Source organism: Streptomyces sp. RerS4 (assembly GCF_023515955.1).
Taxonomy (GTDB): Bacteria; Actinomycetota; Actinomycetes; order Streptomycetales; family Streptomycetaceae; genus Streptomyces.
In genome coordinates this window covers 244,933-265,084 of the sequence record NZ_CP097322.1, presented here as the reverse complement: position 1 = coordinate 265,084, position 20,152 = coordinate 244,933, and the positions used below count along the sequence as shown (strand labels likewise).

23 protein-coding genes and 1 pseudogene are annotated in these 20,152 nt (G+C 69.3%); 14 read left to right on the top strand and 10 right to left on the bottom strand.

Translation table 11 applies throughout. The features are described from left to right. Window positions 1–50 precede the first annotated feature (50 nt). Window positions 51–1,400 carry a peptidoglycan DD-metalloendopeptidase family protein gene (locus tag M4D82_RS01385; protein WP_249764229.1) on the top strand — a complete coding sequence of 450 codons (1,350 nt, stop codon included), beginning with the start codon at window positions 51–53 and terminating at the stop codon, window positions 1,398–1,400. A 105-nt stretch (window positions 1,401–1,505) separates the two neighbouring features. Here the strand turns inward: M4D82_RS01385 and M4D82_RS01380 are convergent, their stop codons facing one another. After that, window positions 1,506–1,931, bottom strand: coding sequence for a DUF6223 family protein (locus M4D82_RS01380; protein WP_249764228.1), 426 nt, complete (start codon window positions 1,929–1,931; stop codon window positions 1,506–1,508). 227 nt (window positions 1,932–2,158) lie between these two features. Between M4D82_RS01380 and M4D82_RS01375 the strand changes: the two genes are divergently transcribed. From M4D82_RS01375 to M4D82_RS01360, 4 genes are all read left to right on the top strand, one after another. Next, window positions 2,159–3,298, top strand: a complete 1,140-nt coding sequence (locus M4D82_RS01375) for a sensor histidine kinase (protein WP_249764227.1) — start codon at window positions 2,159–2,161, stop codon at window positions 3,296–3,298. After that, window positions 3,295–3,957 carry a response regulator gene (locus M4D82_RS01370; RefSeq protein WP_249764226.1) on the top strand — a complete coding sequence of 221 codons (663 nt, stop codon included), beginning with the start codon at window positions 3,295–3,297 and terminating at the stop codon, window positions 3,955–3,957. The genes M4D82_RS01375 and M4D82_RS01370 overlap by 4 nt, the downstream gene beginning before the upstream one ends. A gap of 233 nt (window positions 3,958–4,190) precedes the next feature. Next, window positions 4,191–5,297, top strand: a complete 1,107-nt coding sequence (locus tag M4D82_RS01365; RefSeq protein WP_249764225.1) for a serine hydrolase domain-containing protein — start codon at window positions 4,191–4,193, stop codon at window positions 5,295–5,297. Next, window positions 5,297–6,073 carry a MerR family transcriptional regulator gene (locus tag M4D82_RS01360; protein ID WP_249764224.1) on the top strand — a complete coding sequence of 259 codons (777 nt, stop codon included), beginning with the start codon at window positions 5,297–5,299 and terminating at the stop codon, window positions 6,071–6,073. Before M4D82_RS01365 ends, M4D82_RS01360 begins: the two co-directional genes overlap by 1 nt. A gap of 8 nt (window positions 6,074–6,081) precedes the next feature. Here the strand turns inward: M4D82_RS01360 and M4D82_RS01355 are convergent, their stop codons facing one another. Beyond that, window positions 6,082–6,624, bottom strand: coding sequence for a site-specific integrase (locus M4D82_RS01355; protein ID WP_283844433.1), 543 nt, complete (start codon window positions 6,622–6,624; stop codon window positions 6,082–6,084). A 3-nt stretch (window positions 6,625–6,627) separates the two neighbouring features. Between M4D82_RS01355 and M4D82_RS01350 the strand changes: the two genes are divergently transcribed. Further along, window positions 6,628–6,774 carry a hypothetical protein gene (locus M4D82_RS01350; protein ID WP_249764222.1) on the top strand — a complete coding sequence of 49 codons (147 nt, stop codon included), beginning with the start codon at window positions 6,628–6,630 and terminating at the stop codon, window positions 6,772–6,774. Between the two features lie 86 nt (window positions 6,775–6,860). Further along, a complete protein-coding gene (locus tag M4D82_RS01345) occupies window positions 6,861–7,364 on the top strand; it encodes a metallophosphoesterase family protein (protein ID WP_249764221.1) in 504 nt (167 codons plus the stop codon). A 559-nt stretch (window positions 7,365–7,923) separates the two neighbouring features. On the opposite strand, the gene M4D82_RS01340 is transcribed toward M4D82_RS01345, so the two are convergent. Continuing rightward, a complete protein-coding gene (locus M4D82_RS01340) occupies window positions 7,924–8,814 on the bottom strand; it encodes an oxygenase MpaB family protein (protein WP_249764220.1) in 891 nt (296 codons plus the stop codon). On the opposite strand from M4D82_RS01340, the gene M4D82_RS01335 reads away from it, so the two are divergent. Beyond that, window positions 8,813–9,040 (top strand): hypothetical protein, encoded by a 228-nt coding sequence (locus M4D82_RS01335; RefSeq protein WP_502988850.1) that lies wholly within the window; start codon window positions 8,813–8,815, stop codon window positions 9,038–9,040. The two genes, M4D82_RS01340 and M4D82_RS01335, sit on opposite strands and share 2 nt — an antisense overlap. 359 nt (window positions 9,041–9,399) lie before the next feature. Here the strand turns inward: M4D82_RS01335 and M4D82_RS01330 are convergent, their stop codons facing one another. Beyond that, complete coding sequence (locus M4D82_RS01330; RefSeq protein ID WP_249764219.1) at window positions 9,400–10,464, bottom strand: alpha/beta hydrolase family protein; 1,065 nt, start codon at window positions 10,462–10,464, stop codon at window positions 9,400–9,402. Window positions 10,465–10,583: 119 nt separating this feature from the next. On the opposite strand from M4D82_RS01330, the gene M4D82_RS01325 reads away from it, so the two are divergent. From M4D82_RS01325 to M4D82_RS01310, 4 genes are read left to right on the top strand one after another with little or no spacing between them, the layout of a single operon-like run. Continuing rightward, entirely contained in the window at window positions 10,584–11,219 is a 636-nt protein-coding gene (locus M4D82_RS01325; protein WP_249764218.1) for a GNAT family N-acetyltransferase, read from the top strand. A 35-nt stretch (window positions 11,220–11,254) separates the two neighbouring features. Beyond that, the gene (locus tag M4D82_RS01320) at window positions 11,255–12,100 is read left to right on the top strand and encodes a PaaX family transcriptional regulator C-terminal domain-containing protein (RefSeq protein WP_249771365.1); all 846 of its coding nucleotides are present in this window, start codon (window positions 11,255–11,257) and stop codon (window positions 12,098–12,100) included. A 30-nt stretch (window positions 12,101–12,130) separates the two neighbouring features. Continuing rightward, a complete protein-coding gene (locus M4D82_RS01315) occupies window positions 12,131–12,574 on the top strand; it encodes a hypothetical protein (protein WP_249764217.1) in 444 nt (147 codons plus the stop codon). Between the two features lie 44 nt (window positions 12,575–12,618). Continuing rightward, a complete protein-coding gene (locus tag M4D82_RS01310) occupies window positions 12,619–13,410 on the top strand; it encodes a hypothetical protein (protein ID WP_249764216.1) in 792 nt (263 codons plus the stop codon). Between the two features lie 298 nt (window positions 13,411–13,708). On the opposite strand, the pseudogene M4D82_RS01305 reads toward M4D82_RS01310, so the two are convergent. Together M4D82_RS01305 and M4D82_RS01300 are read right to left on the bottom strand one after the other, a co-directional pair. Then, window positions 13,709–13,909: pseudogene (locus M4D82_RS01305) on the bottom strand (ATP-binding protein); the annotation flags it as partial. Between the two features lie 456 nt (window positions 13,910–14,365). Next, window positions 14,366–15,604 carry an IS701 family transposase gene (locus M4D82_RS01300; protein WP_249771363.1) on the bottom strand — a complete coding sequence of 413 codons (1,239 nt, stop codon included), beginning with the start codon at window positions 15,602–15,604 and terminating at the stop codon, window positions 14,366–14,368. 201 nt (window positions 15,605–15,805) lie between these two features. Between M4D82_RS01300 and M4D82_RS01295 the strand changes: the two genes are divergently transcribed. Beyond that, window positions 15,806–16,141 carry a YdhR family protein gene (locus tag M4D82_RS01295; protein WP_249764215.1) on the top strand — a complete coding sequence of 112 codons (336 nt, stop codon included), beginning with the start codon at window positions 15,806–15,808 and terminating at the stop codon, window positions 16,139–16,141. 148 nt (window positions 16,142–16,289) lie between these two features. On the opposite strand, the gene M4D82_RS01290 is transcribed toward M4D82_RS01295, so the two are convergent. Next, window positions 16,290–16,604, bottom strand: coding sequence for a DUF6980 family protein (locus M4D82_RS01290; protein WP_249764214.1), 315 nt, complete (start codon window positions 16,602–16,604; stop codon window positions 16,290–16,292). 65 nt (window positions 16,605–16,669) lie between these two features. Here M4D82_RS01290 and M4D82_RS01285 point away from each other — a divergent pair. Next, window positions 16,670–17,543, top strand: a protein-coding gene (locus M4D82_RS01285) for an IS5 family transposase (RefSeq protein WP_502988849.1) whose coding sequence is annotated in 2 segments (ribosomal slippage) — window positions 16,670–17,070 and window positions 17,069–17,543 — 876 coding nt in all. Because the reading frame shifts where the segments join, the coding sequence is not laid out codon by codon here. A 160-nt stretch (window positions 17,544–17,703) separates the two neighbouring features. Here M4D82_RS01285 and M4D82_RS33970 read toward each other — a convergent pair. The 3 genes from M4D82_RS33970 to M4D82_RS01275 form a co-directional block, all read right to left on the bottom strand. Then, window positions 17,704–17,838, bottom strand: a complete 135-nt coding sequence (locus M4D82_RS33970; protein ID WP_283844432.1) for a hypothetical protein — start codon at window positions 17,836–17,838, stop codon at window positions 17,704–17,706. A gap of 768 nt (window positions 17,839–18,606) precedes the next feature. Continuing rightward, window positions 18,607–19,143 carry an allene oxide cyclase barrel-like domain-containing protein gene (locus M4D82_RS01280; RefSeq protein ID WP_249764212.1) on the bottom strand — a complete coding sequence of 179 codons (537 nt, stop codon included), beginning with the start codon at window positions 19,141–19,143 and terminating at the stop codon, window positions 18,607–18,609. Window positions 19,144–19,340: 197 nt separating this feature from the next. Next, window positions 19,341–19,775, bottom strand: a complete 435-nt coding sequence (locus tag M4D82_RS01275; RefSeq protein WP_249764211.1) for a YybH family protein — start codon at window positions 19,773–19,775, stop codon at window positions 19,341–19,343. Window positions 19,776–20,152: the final 377 nt, after the last annotated feature.

The window sequence follows — 20,152 nt, the reverse complement described above, 5'->3', positions numbered from 1 at the left end:
CCCCCTCCCTTATCGCACCCCCCTACCGCACCCTCGTCCCAAGGAGACGCATGAGGATCAGATGGGCCGGCTTCCTGGCGGCGGCAGCACTGCTGCTCGCACCGATCACAGCCCTCCTGCCCGCCGCCCCGGCCGCGGCCACCGCAACAGCCCCGGCGGCGAACACCAAGGTCGCCAATACTCCGCCGTTCCAGCTTCCCGTTCCCTGCGGGCAACGGTGGACGACGTCCACGCACGATGGACACGCCAGCCAGTACATGGTCGACATGGTCTCCGCCGGTGGAAGCACCCAGGGCACACCCGCCCTGGCCTCGGCAGCCGGACGCGTCGTCACCTCACAGTTCGACAGCCAAGCCGGAAACTTCATCGTGATCGACCACGGCGGCGGCTGGCAGACCCGGTACCTGCACCTGGACCGGCGCGACGTCGCCGTCGGCAACGACGTGGAGCAGGGCCGACAGATCGGCACCGTCGGCAACACCGGCAGCTGGACCACCGGGGCGCACTTGCACTACGAGCAGAAGCTGAACGGCTCCGTGGTGCAGGCGACCATGGACGGGCACCTCGTTCCCGTCAAATGGGAATACAACCAGCACTACGAGACCAGCATGAACTGTGGTGTGTCGACCGGCAGTAGCCTGTTCGCCCAGTCTCCGGACCGTTCGGGTGTGTTCCAGTGGTCGGGCAGCGGTACCACGTGGCACAAGGTCGGTGGAGCGGCCGGGACCCTGTACGCGGGTGGGGCGGGTCTGTTCGCGACCAACCCGGCCAATGGGGACCTATTCAAGATGAATGGGCCGAACAACTGGGTCAAGGTCGGTGGCCCGGCCAAGGTCTTCGCTGTTACCGGCGACGGTCTGTTCGGGTTGGCACCCGACGGTAGTGCCGTGTTCCAGTGGTCGGGCAGCGGTACCACGTGGCACAAGGTCGGTGGCGCGGCCGGGACTCTGTACGCGGGTGGGGCGGGTCTGTTCGCGACCAACCCGGCCAATGGGGATCTCTACAAGATGAATGGGCCGAACAACTGGATCAAGGTCGGCGGCCCGGCCAAGGTCTTCGCCGTCACCGGGAACGGCCTGTTCGGACTCGCACCCGACGGCAGTGCCGTGTTCCAGTGGTCGGGCAGCGGCACCACGTGGCACAAGGTCGGTGGAGCGGCGGGGACCCTGTACGGGGGCGGGGCGGGTCTGTTCGCCACCAACCCGGCCAATGGGGATCTCCACAAGATGAACGGGCCGAACAACTGGATCAAGGTCGGCGGAGCCGGCCACCAGTTCGCCGTCGCGGGAGACGCGTTGTACGGCCTGTCGCCCAACAGCGACGCGGTCTTCAAGTGGTCCGGCAACGGCACCATTTGGCACAAGGTCGGGGGTCCCGCCTCTTCCATCGCGGGCCGGTAGTCGGCGACGTCACTCCAAGCGGCCCACCGAGACTCTCCTCTGACGCAAAGGGTTTCGGTGGGCCGCGGCCTCCTCGCCTGGTCACATCCAGCGATCGGACGCCGGTCAGCCGGTGTGGCGGCGGGAGCGGGAAAGAGCCCAGCCGCCGAGCAGGGTTCCGATCAGCCCCAGCAGCAGGGCCACGTAGGCCCCGCCCAGCCCGTTGCCGGTGCCGAGGCCACCGTCGGCAGTGGCCGCGACCAGCCCGCCGAGGGCCATGCCGATCAGCCCCGCCGCCATCGCCGTCACCGCCCCGCGCGACCCGTTGGCTGCGCCGAGCCGGCCGGAGGGGCGAGCCAGCGCCAGCCCGGCGATGACCACGGCGGCCAGCCCCAGCAGCCCGCCCGTGGCGGCCCCGAGCCGCCCGAGGCTAAGGTCGGTGACGTCGGCGGCGAGCGGCTGGGCCGAGGCGTGCGCTGCCACCGGTGCGGCACTCCAGGGACCCTCGAGCAGGGCGACCACGGCGGCGGCAGACAGGCGACGAACAGACATCACGGTGCTCCTTCTCTTCTTCTCTTCCCACGACTTGATCTCGTCCGAGCATGTCCGCCGGGCCCACCGCCGGTCGTCCCACAGCCGCAGACACTTTGAGCTGCCGCCGATGCCGTACCCGACTACCGCGGACGCGGCAGGCGCGGCGAAGGTACTGCGTGCGCGGTAGCCGACCACTCGTCCGCCGGCAGGATTCGCCCGAACGAGCATCCGGTTAGGGTGCGCGCATGAGCAAACGACGGATCGAGGTCCCGGCCGGTGTCAGAGACTGGGTGATCGCCGTCGGCGTGGCGGCGGCGCTGCTGGTCACCGGGGTCTTCGGGCAGCGCTCCGCCACGAGTTCCGCCACGAGCCTCGACCTGCTCGGTTACGTGTTGCTGGCGGTCGGCGGCCTGGCGCTGGCGGTCGGACGCCGCGCTCCGGTGGCCGTGCTGGCCGTCACCGGGCTGTGTGCGGTGGGCTATCAGGCGGCGGGTTTCGACGTGGCCGCCGTCGCGTACCTGTTCGCCGTGTATGCCGCGATGCGGGCGGGACACCGGCTCATCACGGTCATGGTGAGCGTGGCTGTGCTGGCCTCGCTCCCTCTCGCGGCCCTCGTCTCGGGCCTGCACGACACGGGCGAGGCGTTCGCGCAGGCCAGAGGCGCCCTCGAAATCGCCTGGCTGATCGCGGCCGGCTCCGCCGGTGAAGCGCTCCGGCAGGCCGAGCGGCGGGCCGACGAAGCGGAACGCACCCGCGAGGAGACCGCTCGGCGCCGCGCCGACGAGGAGCGGCTGCACATCGCGCGCGAGCTGCACGATTCCCTCACCCACCAGATCTCGGTCATCAAGGTGCAGTCCGAAGCCGCCGTCCACGTGGCCCGCAAGCGCGGCGAACACGTCCCCGAGTCCCTGCTGGCGATCCGGGAAGCCGGCCGTGAGGCGTCGCGGGAACTGAGGGCCACCCTGGAGGCGCTGCGCGACGACGACACCACACCGCCGCACGGACTCGACCACGTACCCGACCTCGTCGAGCGGGCCGGCAAGACCGGCCTGGAGGCGACGCTGACGATCGAGGGCCGGTGGCGCGACGTACCGGCCGCCGTGGGTCGGACCGCCTACCGGGTCGTCCAGGAATCGCTGACCAACATCGCCCGTCACGCTGACGCCGGCGCGGCGTCGGTCCACATCGACTACCGGCCCGACGCGCTCGCCATCCGCATCGACGACGACGGCAAAGCCACACCGGACAGCACGCCCGAGTTCGGCATCGGGCTCCTCGGGATGCGCGAACGCGTCACCGCCCTCGGAGGCCGGCTGCGCGCCGAACCGCGCGGCGAGGGCGGCTTCACCGTCCAGGCCGAACTCCCCGTGGAAGGCGCCTCGTGATCCGTGTCCTGCTGGTCGACGACCAGCCGCTCATCCGCAGCGGATTCCGCGCGTTCCTCGACCTTGAAGACGACATCGAGGTCGTGGCCGAGGCCGCCAACGGCAGCGAGGGCCTGAGGCACGCCAGACTCCACCTGCCCGACGTCGCACTCGTCGACATCCAGATGCCGGTCCTCGACGGCATCGAGACGACCCGGCGCATCGCCGCCGACCCGGCCCTGGCCGGAGTCCACGTCGTCATCCTGACCAACTACGGCCTGGACGAATACGTCTTCGACGCCCTGCGCGCAGGCGCCGCCGGATTCCTCGTCAAGGACATCCTGCCGGAGGACTTCCTCCACGCGATACGCGTGGCCGCGCGCGGCGACGCCCTCCTCGCACCCACGATCACCCGCAAACTGATCAACCGCTACGTCACCCAGCCGCCGCCTGCCTCCACCGGTACGGGGCTGGAAGAACTGACCATCCGCGAACGCGAGGCCGTCGTCCTGGTCGCGCAGGGCCTGTCCAACGATGAGATCGCGGCCCACATGGTCATCAGCCCGCTGACCGCGAAGACCCACATCAACCGCGCCATGACCAAACTCCACGCCCGCGACCGCGCCCAACTGGTGGTCCTCGCCTACGAGTCGGGCCTGGTCACCCCGCGCAGCAGCTGACGACCAGCGACGGCGTGGGCTGGTTCAGGGCCCAGGTCAGGTCCCGGGTCAGGTCCCGGTTCGCGGGCCGGGCGGCGTCGAGAGGGCGCTGAGCCACGCGGCTGGGCGGAGCCGCCATGATCGGGCTTGCCAGCCTGTGGGCTGGATCACAGTTGAGGTTGACCTTGGGGCAGGGTGCAGGCTCATCGCAACGGCACGACGCCATTCGGGCGCAGCCGATGTGAAGGAGCAACATGTCCACCAACCTTTCCGGCCAGGGGCACGACCGTCCGGAGCTGCAGAAGGCGATCGAGGAGTTGGTCGAGTCCGGTTTCGTCGGGGTCCAGCTCCGGGTGAACGACGAGCAGGGCGAGTGGGTCGGCAGCGCCGGTGTGAGCAGGCTGGGTCAGAGTGCCGAGCCGGTGACGAACGGGCACTTCCGTATCGGCAGCAGCACCAAGAGCTTCGTCGCGACCTCGGTGCTCCTGCTGGTGGCCGAGGGCAGGATCGGCCTGGACGTCCCGGCCGATGACTACCTCCCCGAGTTCGGCCTTGACCGGCGGATCACCGTGCGGATGCTGCTGCAGCACACCAGCGGGATCTTCAACCACACCGGTGAGCTCTACGAGGACGGGACGATCGTGCCGGGGGTCCCCTGGCAGGGCAAGGAGTGGGTGGACAACCGGTTCAAGACCTACGTGCCCGAAGAGCTGGTCCGGCTGTCGTTGTCCAAGCCGGCGCGGTTCGCGCCGGGTACGGGCTGGAGCTACGCGAACACCAACTACGTGCTGGCCCGGCTGGTGATCGAGAAGGTCACCGGCCGTTCGTTCGCCGAGGAGTTGCAGCGGCTGATCCTGGGACCGCTGGGAATGACCGGCACCGTGGCGCCGGGTGCCTCGCCGGAGATCCCCGAGCCGCACAACCACGGCTACTACCGCTACGAGGACGCCGAGGGGGAGCGGACGGTCGATGTCAGCCGTCAGAACCCGTCCTGGGTCGGAGCCGGTGGTGACATGATCTCGACCACCAAGGATCTGCACACGTACTTTTCCGCGCTGATGGGCGGCAGGCTCCTGCCGGCCGAGCTGCTGGCCGAGATGCGCACGCCGGAGGCGACCGTCGGCTACGGCCTGGGGGTGTTCGCGCAGGAAACGGAGGGCGGCACGGAGGGCGGCACCCTCTTCCACCACAACGGCGCCATCATGGGCTCCGCGGCGCTGATGTACGGCACCCCCGACGGCAGCAGGACTATGACCGCCGGACTGACCTGGGTGGACGACGCCGACCTGTCGATAGCACCGGCATTCCAGACCGCCCAACAGCGTTTCGTCGACGAGGTCCTCTGCGGCAGGCTGGGCTGATGAGCCACGGAGTCACGATCGGGCAGGCGGCGGAGTTCGTCGGCGTCACGGTGAAGACCGTGCGGCACTACCACAAGCTCGGCCTGGTCGCGGAGCCGGAACGTGACAGCTCCGGCTACCGGCGGTACGGATCCGGCGAGCTGCTGCAGCTGGTGCAGGTCCGTACTTTGGCCGGCGCGGGCGTGCCGCTGGCCGAGATCGGGCCCATGCTCGACGCCGACGCCGCGCGGTTCGGCGCCGCGCTCGCCGACGTCGAGCGGCAGCTCACCGAACGCATCGATGAGCTGGTCGCCCGCCGCGACACGCTGCACCGGCTCGCGGACGGCGACCGGGCCCTGCTGCCCGACCGTGCCTGTGCGGTCCTGGACCGGATGCCGGGCCTCGGCTTCGGCCCCGACTACGTGGCCGCGCAGCGCGAGGCCCTGGTACTGGCTCGGGCGCTGGTACCGGAGGGCTTCGACGGCTTCCTGACCCAGCTCGAACACGGGCTGGACGACCCCGAGTACATCGACCTGACCAAGCGCGGCTGGGAGGCCGAGACCTGGGAACCGGACGACCCGAGAATCGAAGAACTCGCGACCGCCATTGCCGACCGCTACCTCGCCAACCCCGCGCTTCAGGGCGATCGCGCCAGCCTGCAAGCCTGGGCCAAGGCTTCGGCCCAGTACAAGCTCATCAACAACCACCGCGAGGACCAGGCGCCCATCGCGGCCCGGCTGACCGCGCTCACCGAGACCAAACTCCGCGCCGCAGGCGTACGCGTGCCACACCGATGACGGAATCCTCATGCCACCGAAAAGACTGTGGTCCCGTGGCGTCGGCTGTGTGGTCGGAGAGGGTCAAGGGCCGGGCCCGAGTAGACGGAGGGTATACCCGTTGCCGCAGGGCTCCAGAGCGCGTCGAGTTGTGCGGGGCTGAGCGCCGGCGTCCGGGGGCGGGTCTCGGCGCGACGGTCCAGGCCGGCCGCGAGGTCGCCCAGGGACGCCCACGCACTGAAGGACCGGACGGCCGAGCGGTGCCGGTTCCGCGTCGCCGCCGCGCTCTCGCCCCACGCGGTCGCGAACACCCGCGCCACCCCCTCGGCCGTCAGCGAGGCCAGCGGCAGCCGGTCGCCGAGGGCCAGGCACAGGCGCCTCATGGTCTGTCCGTAGGAGTGGATCGTGCCCGCGTCCAGATCGTCGCGGCTTAGGAAGTCGTGGGCGGCCCGCCCGAGTGTGGGTCCGGACGGGCGCGGACCGGCCGCGGCCGTGGGGTGACCTGTCGCACCCGCCTGAGCTCTGCCCCGGCGCGAGGCGAGCGAGCCTCCCGCTGACGGCCTTGCCTGCACCGCATGATCATTTTCGCGCTGTCGTTGGCCGCGCCGCTGTCCGGCGGGTCGGGCTCGGGCTGGCCGGAGAAGGTCACGAAGCCGGAGTTCCAGGGCTGCTCGATCGTGTCGGCGAGCGAGCCTGGCCGCCGCCGCAATCTGCTGCACTGAACGGATCACGGGGGCCTGGTACGAGACGTGGCCCGCCCTCGCGCCGAGACGGGCACTCGCATCCACAGCGCCCTACCGTGGGACGTATGCGGCTCCTGCTGACCTCGGACACCCACATCCCCGCCCGCGCCGCGTCACTCCCCGAAGCACTCATGGCCGCCGTCGACGACGCCGACGTCGTCATCCACGCCGGGGACTGGATCGACGAGGCCACCCTCGACCTGTTGGAGGCCAGGTCCCGTCGGCTGATCGGCGTGTACGGCAACAACGACGGCCCGGGACTGCGCCGCCGACTCCCGGAGGTCGCCTACGCCGAGCTGGAGGGAGTGCGCTTCGGGGTCGCGCACGAGACGGGTGCGTCCACCGGACGGGAGCGGCGCTGCGCGGCACGCTTCCCCGACCTGGACGTCCTGGTGTTCGGCCACAGCCACATCCCGTGGGACACCACCACCGCCGGGAAACTGCGCCTGCTCAACCCAGGCTCGCCCACGGACCGCAGACGCCAGCCGTTCTGCTCCTTCATGACGCTGCGCGTCGCGGAGGGGAGGGTGCACGACGTGACGCTCCACCCTCTGCCTCCACGGCGCTGACCCTCCCCACGGCATCCACCCCTGAGTCCCCGCGCGTGGAGCGACGGCGCCCGAGCCAGTCCGGACCAGTGAGCGCATGTGCCCACGTGAGGCTCGCTGGTCGCCGGCCAGGACCGCCCCGTTCCCGTGCACGCATGCACGGTCGTCGCCTGGGAAGACGCCGACTGACCGGCCCCGGCCCCGGCCACGTACGTGCGCGGCCGGCACGGGGCGAAGCGGACCAAGGGATGGTCGACACATGGAACAGGAACGACCGACGGCTCGTCGCGACGGGGCGTTCGACCGCATGAGCCCCTGGCAGGACCTCAGGGGAGTTCTCGACCGAATGCTCGATCTCCTGGAGGGCGGACGTACCGCTCCTGCGGCAGCCGGCCGGCTGACCCATGACAGCGGGCAAGGGGGCGGCGAACGTCCCGTTCGCGGCCGGAGCCGGGAGGCTCGCGGCGCCCACGGCCCATGAGCCCGCTGAAGACCGCCGCCGCACCCCACCCGGCCCGTTCGCCGATCTCGGCGAGTCGGTCCGCCGAGTAGGCCTCGGCCGACGCTCATGACAGAGCCGTCAGGCAGCATCCGCCGGCGGAGGCGGAGGGGGCGGAGGCGGCGTAACCCACCGGATCGCGGCTGTCACAGCCCGCCCCCCGGGCACGGCCAGAGGAAGCAAAAGCCGTGATGCGCGGGGAATGGACAGCTGGGCTTTCGCCCAGCGGGGCAGCAGATCCACGGCCGCGGCCGCCAAGAAGGCATACGGAATCCGTACAGCGCCCGGCAACGGCGGACGCGACAGCAGGTACGCGGTCGTCTCACGTGACTCCGGGGTGGACCGGAGTTCCGGGCGGTAACGGGCGAGCCGGGCGGACAGCTGCGCGCGGGTCTCAGGCGGGTCCTCCGCCCCCAGCCGACCGGCGACCAGCGCCATGTCGCGCACGTAAGCGTCCTGGCCGACCCGGTCCAGGGGCTGACGCCCATAGCGCTGGTAGGCCCGGAGGAAGCACTCCGCCTCGGCGATGTGGACCCAGGCCAGCAGGTGTGGATCGGAAGCGCGGTAGGGCACTCCGCCCGGGGTGACGCCGCTGATCTGCTCGTGGACGCCGCGCACCCGAAGGATGGCCTGAGCGGCGTCCTGGTCGGTCCCGAAGGTGGTGACGGCCAGGAAGGTGCTGGTGCGCTGAAGCCGACCCCAGGGGTCCCCCCGGAACCCCGAGTGTGCCCACACGGCAGCCATGGCTTCGGGGTGCAGCGACTGCAGCAGCAGCGCGGCAAGGCCGCCGACGTACATCGACGCGTCCGCATGCACGAGCCGGATCGGACTACGCGGCTCGAACCAGCGCGGTCCCGGAGCGCCATGGATACGAGCACGCTTGTGCTGCGCGGCAGGGCCCGCGACCCGGTGCAAGAGCTCCTCTCCTGCCCGGCTCCGAAGCCGGGCGAGCGGAGGAGGCGGACAGATCATGGCCCAATCATCCCTCCTGCGGCGCACCCCGGCCAGACTCGTGCGGCAGCGGCGGCGGGCTTGTCTGATCAACGTATCCGGTGACGCCGCCTTCTCCGGCGCCCGGCACCACTACGACGAGTCCTGCCTCCCCGACCCCATCACCCCGTACGGCGCCGCCAGGGCGGCGGCGGAAACCGGCGCCTCGCCGTGCCCCCAAAAGCCGCGGCCGTCCGGACGTCACTGATCATCGACTACGGACGACCGACGACGTCCGCCTGTCCACCGACGACATCCGCTGCACCGTGTACACCTCGTGCGCGCCCACCGCACGCCGTGTCATTCTCCTGGCTTGCCCGGCCGAACCGGGACGCCGCTGCCCAAGAAGAGGTTCACCGGACGGTCAGAAGCTCCAGCCGTAGAGGCCGCCACCCGTGCCAACCGCAGACGCCGCGAGCCGGGACACTCCCTGGAGGACCGCCGGCTGTTCATCGTCGGTCATTTCGTCCCCGTCGGAAGACCTGAGCCTGTCGGCGTTCCCTTCGAGGTGCACCGGGCGGTACACGCGGATGTGCACAACGCGCCATGGCCGACCTTGCGGGAGTGTCATCGAGTGGGATCGCTGCCTCGGCCGAGATCCTTGAGGAACTGTCGTTGGCCGTCCAGGAATCCCTTGGCGAAGAGCGAGCGGGGCGAGAAGAGCGCCGTGAGCGTGATCTTGAGGTCCGACTGCTCGACGGACTGCTTGACGAGCGAATGGGCCGCGTCCGGGTAGCGCTGGACCGTCATCGCGCCGCCCGCGTCCAGCACCTCGCGGTAGACGCGCTCGGTGTCGGCGGTGTCCACGTTGATGTCATGGCCCGCGAGGGCCAGCAGCACCGGTACGCCGCGCAGGGCGCGGAGGTCGTGCGTCGCGTCCGCGGCGTAGTTCTTGGAGACGAAGCCCCAGCGGTCGGCGGTCATGCCGGCCGCGTCGCCGCCCATGGCCTTGACGTACTCCTCGAAAGTCGCTCGGCGCTGCAGCAGCCCTCGGGTGGTGTCGCTCCTGGCGATCGCCGCGCTCGTACGGGACGCCGATGCGCCGTCGGCGCGCAGCTCGGCGAGGAGGTTGTAGCGGCCCTGCTGGAGCCAGTTGATCGCCGGCGAGACGGCGATGACGAAGCTCACTGGCGTCTTGGCGGCGACCTTCGGCAGGACCCAGCCCGCCTGGCTGGCGCCCCAGAGTCCGATCCGGTCGCCGTCGATGTCAGGGCGGGCGCGCGCCCAGACGATGGCGGCGGCCGCCTCGTCGGCCCGGTCGTCCATGGACTGGCCGAGCCAGTTCCCGGGTGCGCCCGCGACGCCGGGCTTGTCCCAGGACAGGGAGGCGTACCCGGCCTTGGCGTTCGCTTCCCACATGGGCTTGTATCCGCCGTCGTGGGTGGCGCCGACGGGGCCGTCGCCGTGGACGTACACGACCAGGCCGTGGCTCTTGCGGCCGTCCTTGGGGATGGTCAGTACCCCGTTGAGGGTGTGGCCCCCGTGGCGGATCGAGACCCGCTGCTCCTCCATGTCGTAGGAGTGCTGCCACAGCACCACACCGGCGAGACCTGCGGCCACGGCCAGGACCGTGACGAGTGACCACACCGTGATGCGGAGTCCGCGCCGCTTGGGCTGGATCTTTGGACACATGGGATCTGACCGCCTCTGTTCGGGGAGCGCACACTAAAACTATCATCTCTCGCACGACCGTCCAGGGAGTGATAGTTTGGTGTGGGTCATCGGGTTGCACCGAGAGAAGAGAGCACGACATGGGACTGGACGCGACGGGCACCGGCACCGGACCGGTGACGCTGAGACGAGGTCTTCCGGCCGGAACAGAGCGGCGGGCGGCCGAGCTGTACTGGGACGCCTTCGGACGCAAACTCGGCCCCGCCCTGAACCCGCCGGAGAAGGCGGTGCCCTTCCTCGCCGCCCACTTGAACGCCGATCGCGCGGTGTGCGCGCTCCTCGATGGGCGCCTCGTCGGCCTCGCCGGCTACCAACTCGACGGCCGGGCCCTCACCGGAGGGTCGGCATCCGCCGTGCTGCGCGCGTACGGACACCTGCGAGGGCTACACCGACTCATGCTCCTCGCCCTGTTCGAACGCCACCCGGCCCCCGGGCAACTCGTCATGGACGGCATCGCCGTGGACCCGGGCGTACGCGGCCGCGGCGTCGGGAGCCTGCTCATCGAGGAAGTGGCCGCCGTCGCGGCGGAGCGGAACTGCCGGGAGATCAGACTCGATGTGATAGACACCAATCCGCGGGCCAGGGCCCTGTACGAGCGGCGCGGCTTCACGGCCGTGCGGACCGAGCCCACGCCTTACCTGCGCGGCTTGCTGGGGTTCGGCGCGGTGACGACCATGCGGCGCGCCGTCGGAAAGAGAGGAGCGACGGAACTGTGAGCGCCGAGACGGACCACGTCGAGGTCCCCACCCGCATGCTCGTCCACGCGCTGATCCGCGAGGACGGCACCGTCGGCGCGGACGAGCTGTACACCGTCGCCAACACCCTGGGCATGAGCGACCAGCAGGTGCGGTTGTGCGTCAAACGCCTCGTGGCCGAGGGCAGGTTCACGCACGAGGGCCGTGGCCGCAAGGCGGAGCTGCACGCGACCGCGGACACGACGCGTGCCCTGGCCCCCAACGCGGACTTCCTCCGGCACGCGTTCCAGCAGGACGCCGGACTCGCGCCCTGGGACGGTGTCTGGCACCTGGCGGCCTTCGCAGTGCCGGAATCGGCACGCACCGCCCGGGACGCCCTGCGCGAGACGCTCGTCCACCTCGGCGGCGCTCCGCTCCAGGGCGGACTGTACGTCTGCGCCAATGCCTGGGAACCGTACGTCGAAGAAGCGGCCCACCGCCTCGGCGCCCACGGCGCACTCACGCTCCTCACCACGACGGATCTACGCAAGGGCGACACGTCCGAGCCTGCCGAACTCGCACGCCGCCTGTGGCCCCTGCAGGAGATCGCCGACCGCTACCGCCGCCTCAGCCGCATCGCCCAGCCCCGCCTCGCCCGGCTCACCGGCCCCGCCGGACTCTCCCCATCGGCACTCCTCACCATCGCGGTCGAGCTCGCCGCCGAGCTCACCCGCGCCATGGAGCCGGATCCGCTGTTGCCGCCGCAACTCCTGCCCCAGCCCTGGCCCGGCACCCAGGCCCGGGAGCTCGTCGCCCGGTGCTGGGCGGCCCTACACGAACGAGAAGGCGGTGATGCCCGCCCGACCCTCTTCCGTCTCTACGCCGACATCACCCGGGACGCGGCAGACCGCGCCGCGCGCTGAAGACGGAACAGACGGCGCAGGTCGCGCCTCTTGGGCGAAGGCATCGAGAGGCACCCGCCCTTCAGGGCAGACGGGCATCAGATCAAGGTGGTGCACTTTGATCCGTACCGACCGGTGCACGTGCGGGTGTACGCCGACACAGCCGCGCGGTCCAGCGATCGGCCAGCTGTTCTCCAGCTCGCACATCAGCAGAAACTCGGCCGGCCCGCACGCGTAGGCATGGATCGTGCGGGGCGCTCGACCCAGATCCGTCCATATCGTCGCCACACCGCCGCCTGCTCGTACCGGCCCAGCACCGCCCACTTCTCCATCAGCACCGTCGTGCCGCTCAACACATCTCCCAAGTCCGTGGTTGCACCGGTGAGGCCTGATCACTTCGGCAGATTCCACGTAACTTCCAAGATGCTGAAGCGCCAGATGTTCGGCCGCGCAGGCTTCGAGCTCCTCCGCAAACGCGTCCTGCTTTACACGTGACACCCGGGCGCAACTCTGGCTCGTCGACACCATAGCCTCGGCCTGTGACCCACAGCCGCAGCAAGACCGACCAGCCTCGCCCCGCCGCGCTCCCTACCTTTCAGGCACTGCTGGACACTACAGACTGGGCGTCGCTCGCCATGGTCTGCGGCACGGGTGAATGCCTGCCGGCGGCGCTGACACTCCTGACCAGCCCTGACCCACTCATCAGGCAGTCCGCTCTCCAGGATGCGCTGGGGCCCGTGACTCACCAGAACAGCATCTACGAGGCCACCGTGCCCGTGGCGCTCTGCGTCGCGGCGATCCTCAACCATCCGGCCGTCACGGCAGGCGACGACAGTCAGGACGCCAAGACGTCGTCGCACCGTCCAACTCTCGTGCGGCTGCTCGAGTGGCTCGGCGACACCGCCTACGACGCCGACGACGAGTGCGTTGCCATTGGCGAACGTCTCTACGGTGAGGGATTTCTTGATGAGTACGAGGAGATGCGTGCGTTTCGGGACGCGCGCCCGGCAATCTTCTCCGCTGTTCATGCCCTCCTCGGTCATGACAACGCCGATGTGCGCCACACCGCCCTTGTCGCTGCCATCCCCCTCATTGAGCACCCCCTCCTCACCCAGCACCAGGCCGCTCTGGCCGGCCGCGCCCGACGTCTACTGGCCACCAGCACTGACCGGTACCACCGAGACCGCGTCCTGGACGCGCTGAAGGCTTGGGGGCACGACACCAGCGGCCTGGAGAACGCGTCCGACATTGCAGCCCGCGAGCACTACGCCGCCCTCAGAGCTGCGCGCGCTTCCCGGGAAGGCGGCTACAGCGAAGACCCGCCGTTCTGACTCGACGTCCAGAACACTCCGAATCATCCACTGATCACCCTGCGTGGTCGCACCACAAGAAGTGGACCAGAGCCGAAACTCACCTACGTAGCCACCCGCCGTCCGGCAAGCATGGTTCGCGATCGCCGCAGTGAACACCTGGCCCTCGATGTATGGACCGCCGACGTCCGCCTCGACGGCCAACGCGAACTCCGAACCCCTGCCCAACGGAATGCGACGCGACCGCACAGCCATCCAGGCCGCCCTCACCACGACCTACACGTCCGGAGCAGTCGAAGGCGACGTCACCGGCATCAAGCTCGGTGAAGGTCTTGTTCGAGGTCACGATGATCGAGCCTCGCTCGCAACGCTTCGAGATGAGCTGGAAGACAAGGTTTGCTTCGGCCCGCCCGAGGGGCTGGGAGCCGACCTCATCGAGAACGAGGACGTTCGGACGCAGGTAAGTCTGCATCTTGCTGGCCAGGCGGCCGATGCCGTCGGCGGCCTTGAGCTCGCGCACCCGACACCCGCACACGGCTCACCCGGCTGCACACCGCGCCGGCTGCCTTCGCCGAGGCACCCACCGCGACAGCGCCCCGTCACAGGCCCCGCGCTCGGCTGTTTCTCCGACGCGAGCAGCACGGGGAGAGAGATGGATGCCAGGTACGCCTTGGATGCGTGCTCCACCGCGACCGCCATGTGGTGCACGGCGAAGTCCTGGTCGATGGGCTTCTCCAGGTACGCGTCGACAGCCGTACGCGCCCACTTCCGGGCTGGTATCAGCAGGTGCTCGTAGTTCGATTCGTGCGACATGCGAATCACGAGTACACCGGTTCCCCGACCGTCTGACCCGGCAGCCGGCAACCCGGGCGGGCGCGCCTTCACACAGCAGTCGGGAAACGAAGCGAGCCGTCACACCTCCCCGCCGGCCACGCCCCCTCGGGGTGGCTAGTACTCCAGCTGTAGATCGTGATCTTCATGTCTGCGTTGCGGCTTGTCGCCGGTAGTGGCTGGTCTGGGATCGGGCCTGATGGCGACGTCGCCAGTTGGACCAGGCGAGACGGTGGGCGGTGTTGTGGACGGACTGGACGACGATGGCGATGAACAGTCGCTGTACTTCGTTGCAGGACAGCGGGATCAGGTCGGCGGGGTCGGCGGCCCGGTCGTGTTCGTCGGCCCGGACGACGGCGAGGAAGGCATGGGCGAGCATCGCCAGAGTGACCCAGCGGGTCCAGGACACGAATCGTCGGACCTGATGCTCATCAAGTCCGGCCAGACCCTTTCCGGCCTGGAAGGTCTCCTCCACCCGCCACCTTGATCCGGCGACCCTGACCAGGGTGGTCAGCGGCACGGCCCCGGGCGAATAGCAGCGGTAGTAGGCGAGTTCGCCGGTGGCACGGTTGCGGCGGATCAGCAACTGACGGTGCCCGGGGCCGGGGTCGACGGTGTCGATGACGGCCCAGTCGTAAAACCGGTGCCCCTTCGCGCCGGCCCCGGCGGACAGCTTCTGCCAGGCCCGCCTGGGCAGCTTGCCGGCCAGGGCGTCGGCCCTGAACTTGCCTGCCTGGGTGGTGATTCTGGCTGAGCAGGCGACGGCGAGGACGTAGCCCATGCCGCGTGTTTCCAGTGCGGCCCGCAGTTTCGGGTTGCCGCCGTAGACCTCGTCCCCGGCCGCCCAGGCGGCGTGGTGCCCGGCGTCCAGGAACCGTTCGATCATCACGGCGGCCAGTTCCGGCTTGGTCGCGAAGGCCCGTTCCTCTGGGATGCCCGCGGCCTGGCAGCGGTCGGGATCGGTGGTCCACGCGCGCGGAACGTACAGCTCTCGGTCCACCGCGGCGTGCCCGCGGCTGCCGGCGTAGACGAGGTAGACGGCGACCTGGGAGTTCTCGATCCGGCCCGCGGTGCCGGTGTACTGCCGCTGGACCCCGACGGTGTGCGTGCCCTTCTTCACGTCGCCGGTCTTGTCGACGACCAGCACCGCCGCGTCATCACGCAGATGCTCGACCACGTAGTCACGGACGTCATCACGGACCGTGTCCGCATCCCAGGACGCCCGGGACAGCAAGTGCTGCAAACCGTGCGGAGTGGGATCCCCGGCCCACTCCGCGATCGTCCAGCAGCTCTTGCGCGGCAGGTCCGCCAGCAGACCGAGCACCAGCCACCCGGCCCGGCGCCGGGGTTCAACCCGTGCGAAGCGGCCCGCGATCCTGCCCATCAGGGCCTCGAACGCACCCCGCCAACAGGTGGGATCTATGCTGTGACCTGCGGCCACCGTCTCTTCGTCAGTCCACACAACTCACGATGATCAACGGTGGCCGCACCTGTGTCCGCACAGGCCCTGACCAGCGAGATCACTGTCCATGTGCCTGCTGGCTAGACTCGACTCAGGGGGCATCTCAAGGACGGAGATGACTCCATGCCCGCCATCCTCTTCGTCCGGATCACATCCGGACTCGATGCGCAGGAGTTCGAGCGGCGCCTGCTGGAGCGGCGGCCCCGCTTCCATGACGTACCCGGTCTCCTGCAGAAGGTCTACGGCCGCGACAGCGCAACCGGCGACGTGTGCGGCATCTACTTCTTCGAGAGCCGCGAGGCGCTCGACGCGTTCCGGGAGACCGAGCTCGCCCGCACAATCCCTGCCGCGTACGAAGCGGTAGAGGTCCGCCGCGAGGTGTACGAGGTGCTCTATTCGCTGCGCCCCGACCGGGGGCCCTTCGCCGAGTCCGGCCATCCGGCGGACACGACGGCGTGACCCGCCGACGACTGGCGCGACCGCACCAGACCGAGCCAGCCCGTGCCGGCCACTACCAGCGCCAAGCAGCCCAACAACGCAAAGATCACGATCTACAGCTGGAGTACTAGGGCGTGTATCGGAAGTGGCTTGAGAGGCTGCTGGTTCGTCAGTCCCGCGACGGGGCGGCGAGCCAGCGGTCGTCCTGGAACTCGGCTGGGACTTCGTCCTCCCACGGATCGATCCCACGGCGTTCCAACTCGTCGAACCATCGGTCCCGCTGTGATTCGGGGAGGCGTCGTCCACACCAGGGGCAGAAGTCGATAGTGATGCTCGATGTGCCGCCGTCGTGGATGATCAGCCCGTACTCCTGGAACTTGGCGCTGAACGTGATCAAGGCGTCCGGACAGGCAAAGGGATCGTTATGCTGGTCGCAGGGCACGTTCACCCGGCGGCTCATCGCCTCACAGCAGTGACTGGTCATGACCTCGGCTTCTCGTTCATCGGCACTGTGCCTTGAAGTAGATCACGGTCTGTGATGATCGCTGGGTGGCACGTGGAGATCTGACGGATACGCAGTGGACCCGGCTGGAGCCGTTGTTGCCCGTGGGCAAGAAGCCGGGGCGTCCGCCGGTATGGACCAGGCGGCAGCTGATCGACGGCATACGTTTCCGCACCCGTACCGGCGTCCCGTGGCGGGATATGCCGGAGCAGTATGGGCCCTGGGCGCGGGTGTACGACCTGTTCCGCCGCTGGCAGCGGGACGGCACCTGGCAGCGGATCCTCAGCGAGCTGCAGGCCCAGGCCGACGCCAGGGAGCTCATCACCTGGGATCTCAACATCGACTCCACTGTGTGCCGGGCCCACCAGCATGCTGCCGGGGCGAGGAAAGGGGGATCTGCAGGTCGAGCCGCCCGGCGGCGTCGCCGTCGAGCCGGACGATCACGGTCTGGGACGCTCGCGCGGCGGCCTGACCACCAAGGTGCACCTGGCCGTCGAGCAGGGCCAGAAGCCTATGTCCATCGTGATCACGGCCGGACAGCGTGGAGACTCCCCGCAGTTCGAACCCGTCTTGAAGAAGGTCCGTGTCGCCCGCCTGGGTGCCGGCCGCCCCCGCACCCGGCCCGAACGGGTCCGCGCCGACAAGGCGTACGCGTCCCGCAAGAACCGCGCCTACCTACGCCGACGCGGTATCCGCTGCACCATCCCGGACAAGGCCGACCAGGCCCGCAACCGCAAGAAGCTCGGCTCTCGCGGCGGTCGGCCGCCCAAGTTCGACGCGGAGGACTACAAGGCTCGGCACGCGGTCGAGTGCGGTATCAATCGTCTCAAGCGCCACAGGGCCGTAGCTACGAGATACGACAAACTCGCCGTCCGCTACGAGGCGACCGTTCTCGTGGCGGCCATCAACGAGTGGCTGTGACCAGCACTTCCGATACACGCCCTAGGGCGATCGAAAACAGGTGCTGTGCAGCGGCACTGGCCAACCGTTCCTCCTGCCCGATTGCCGTGTGGGTAGGGTGTGGAAAGGGGCCCCGGCACTTTCCCTGCCGGGGCCCCTGCCCATGAGCTACCGAAGCGGCTCAGTCAACGGCGATGAAGCCGAATGGCCGGTCGGACGGCGTGCCGTAGTAGTCACCGGTGACGATGACGGCCTGCTCGGTGGTCACCTCGGCCACGTGGACGTTGTCCACGTAGTTCCAGTCGCCGCCCATCATGGTGGCCGTGACGGTCGGAACCTCCGGGAACTCCCATTGAACAGGATGGCGTACTTGCCAGTGCTCATGTGAAGCACCTTGAAGCCGCGGCCCGCGGTGCGGGTGCCGTCAGCGCTGACGTTCCCTCGTATGACCTGGTGAGGCATTACCTGTCTTCCTTTTCGTGTGCAGAAGGACGAACCGCAGCGGCTGTGTTACGGCCCTGGCCACAGGCTTGCACCAAGGCCACCGCCACGATGCCGGGCTTCTTACCCGGCCGACGCCCGGACGCTGTGCGCGCCCCAGCGCCTCTCGCCGTGTACATGCCCCGATGGAGGCAAGTCACCCTCGATCAACGCAATATCAGGCAAACGAGTGAATCATCATATGAAACAGGGGATTTCGGGCGGGGTTGCAGTGACGACGGGGAAGACGAGGCCGCCACGCTCTCGTACGCGCGCCTGGCACGGGCGGCTGGCGGTGCGCGCGAGAGCCGGCGGACGGTCTTGCCGTCCGCCGGCCGGTGTGCGGCCCGGGTCACCGGCGTCCGCGGTGTGCTGCCACCACCTTCGGGCCAGCTCGGTCTCGCCCTGCCGCTCCAGCAGGAGCCCGAGGTTCATGACGACGGAGTCACCGGCGTCCGCGGCCCGCTGGTACCGGGCGCGGGCCCCCTCGGTGTCACCCCGCTCATCCAACAGGAGACCGAGGCCGAAACTCCTGCGGCCACGTCGACGCAGTGGACGTTGTGGCCGCGCTCCTCCCGGACCGGACAGACGGCCGGTTCGGACCTCAGCGCAGAATTTCGAGCCGCACCCTCTCGTCGGGCGTCGCGATGTCCCAGAAGCGGGCGATGCCCCTCGCGCTACGGTAAGCGCCCGTACCGCCGGTGATGGCCATGTCCAGCGAAGCTGTTCCCTTCGTCCACAATGACTGCATCGTCAGAGAACCCTGCTCGACCTCCATCGTGATCAGACACTGCGACGTGAGTTCTTCGCCCTTGACATGAATGACCTGACAGGATCCGCCCCCGCGTCCGACACTCCGCCCATCCTTTATGGCGGTGCCGGAGTACACGTCCATGTCACCCAAGCTCGGCCCCGTAGGGCCGAGGTCGGCTGCCGTGTACTGATCGTTGCGAACCTTGACTTCGAGAATCTCGACACGCCCCTTTTCCGGAGTTCCGGCATTTGCGCTGTCGACCGACCACATCCCGACCGCAACCGCGGCAAGCGATGCCGCGGCGAACCTCAGGAACGTCGCTCGTCCGCGCGGCTTCCCCGCTTCCCCCCGACGGATGGCAGTGGAACCCGAACCGCTGGTGATCATGGTTGATGCTCCTCACTGTGCATTCATGTGTGCACGCCTTCGACGTCATGTCCTGCAAGACGCCCTGTCCGAGATCGATATCGCCGCATCGCCATGCGCCGTGATCTTCCCGCCCTCGGCCTGTCACGCCGCGGCCGGGAAGACCACCCATCCGGCATGCAGCCGGCCGGTCGTGGCCCGGATGGTCGGGCTGAGGATCAAGCGGGCTGGTCCTTGTCGGACGGGAGCCAGACCTGCATGGTGTTCGGGTCGATCGGAATCGAGACGTGTTCGTGCGTGATCGACCACCTTCCGTTCGACCGCCGCAGGCAGACGCTCTCGCGCACCCATATCGAGGCCTGGAGCCCGCCCTTGCGCTCTCCCGAGTCCAGGTGGAGCATGTGCGCAAACGCGGTGTCCCCGTTGGTCGCGAGGGTGAGGTCGTGCGTCTGCAGGCTGATCGGGCCGACGTATCCGTCGAACCAGCGCAGGAAGTTGCGGCGGATCTCGTCGGTTCCGGTGAACCGCAGCGGGGGGACGACGTCGTAGTAGACGGCGTCGGCAGCGTAGAAGGACATGAGCCGGTCGATGTCCTTCGTCTCCTGGGCGTCGGCGCGGCTCGCCAGGAGCGCCCGGATCTCGTGGGTGGTCATCGCGTACTCCTTCGGTTGGGGTGTGTATCGGGATGGGGTCAGGCGGCGCGGCCGGCCCTGAGCGCGGCGGCGCCGCCGACGACACGGATGGCCCGGATGGCCTGGTGGCGGGCGGCCTCCAGGATCGCCAGGCGGGTGGATTCCTGGCCTCCTGGCGCTGTTGTAGGCGGACAGCTGCGTCCGCCCACTCCAGGTCGCCCTACCCGGCCTCGATGACCTCGGCGGCGCCCCGGTGATGCCGGGCCCCGGGCGATGGGCTTCGTTCGTCTCCGGCGGAGCCGTCTCGGCCGCTGTGTGGACCGGACGCGCACGCAGCCCTCCCGGCGCCCTCGACGGTGGCTCGCGCCGGGGCGTGCGTACCGCACTGACGCTGGTGC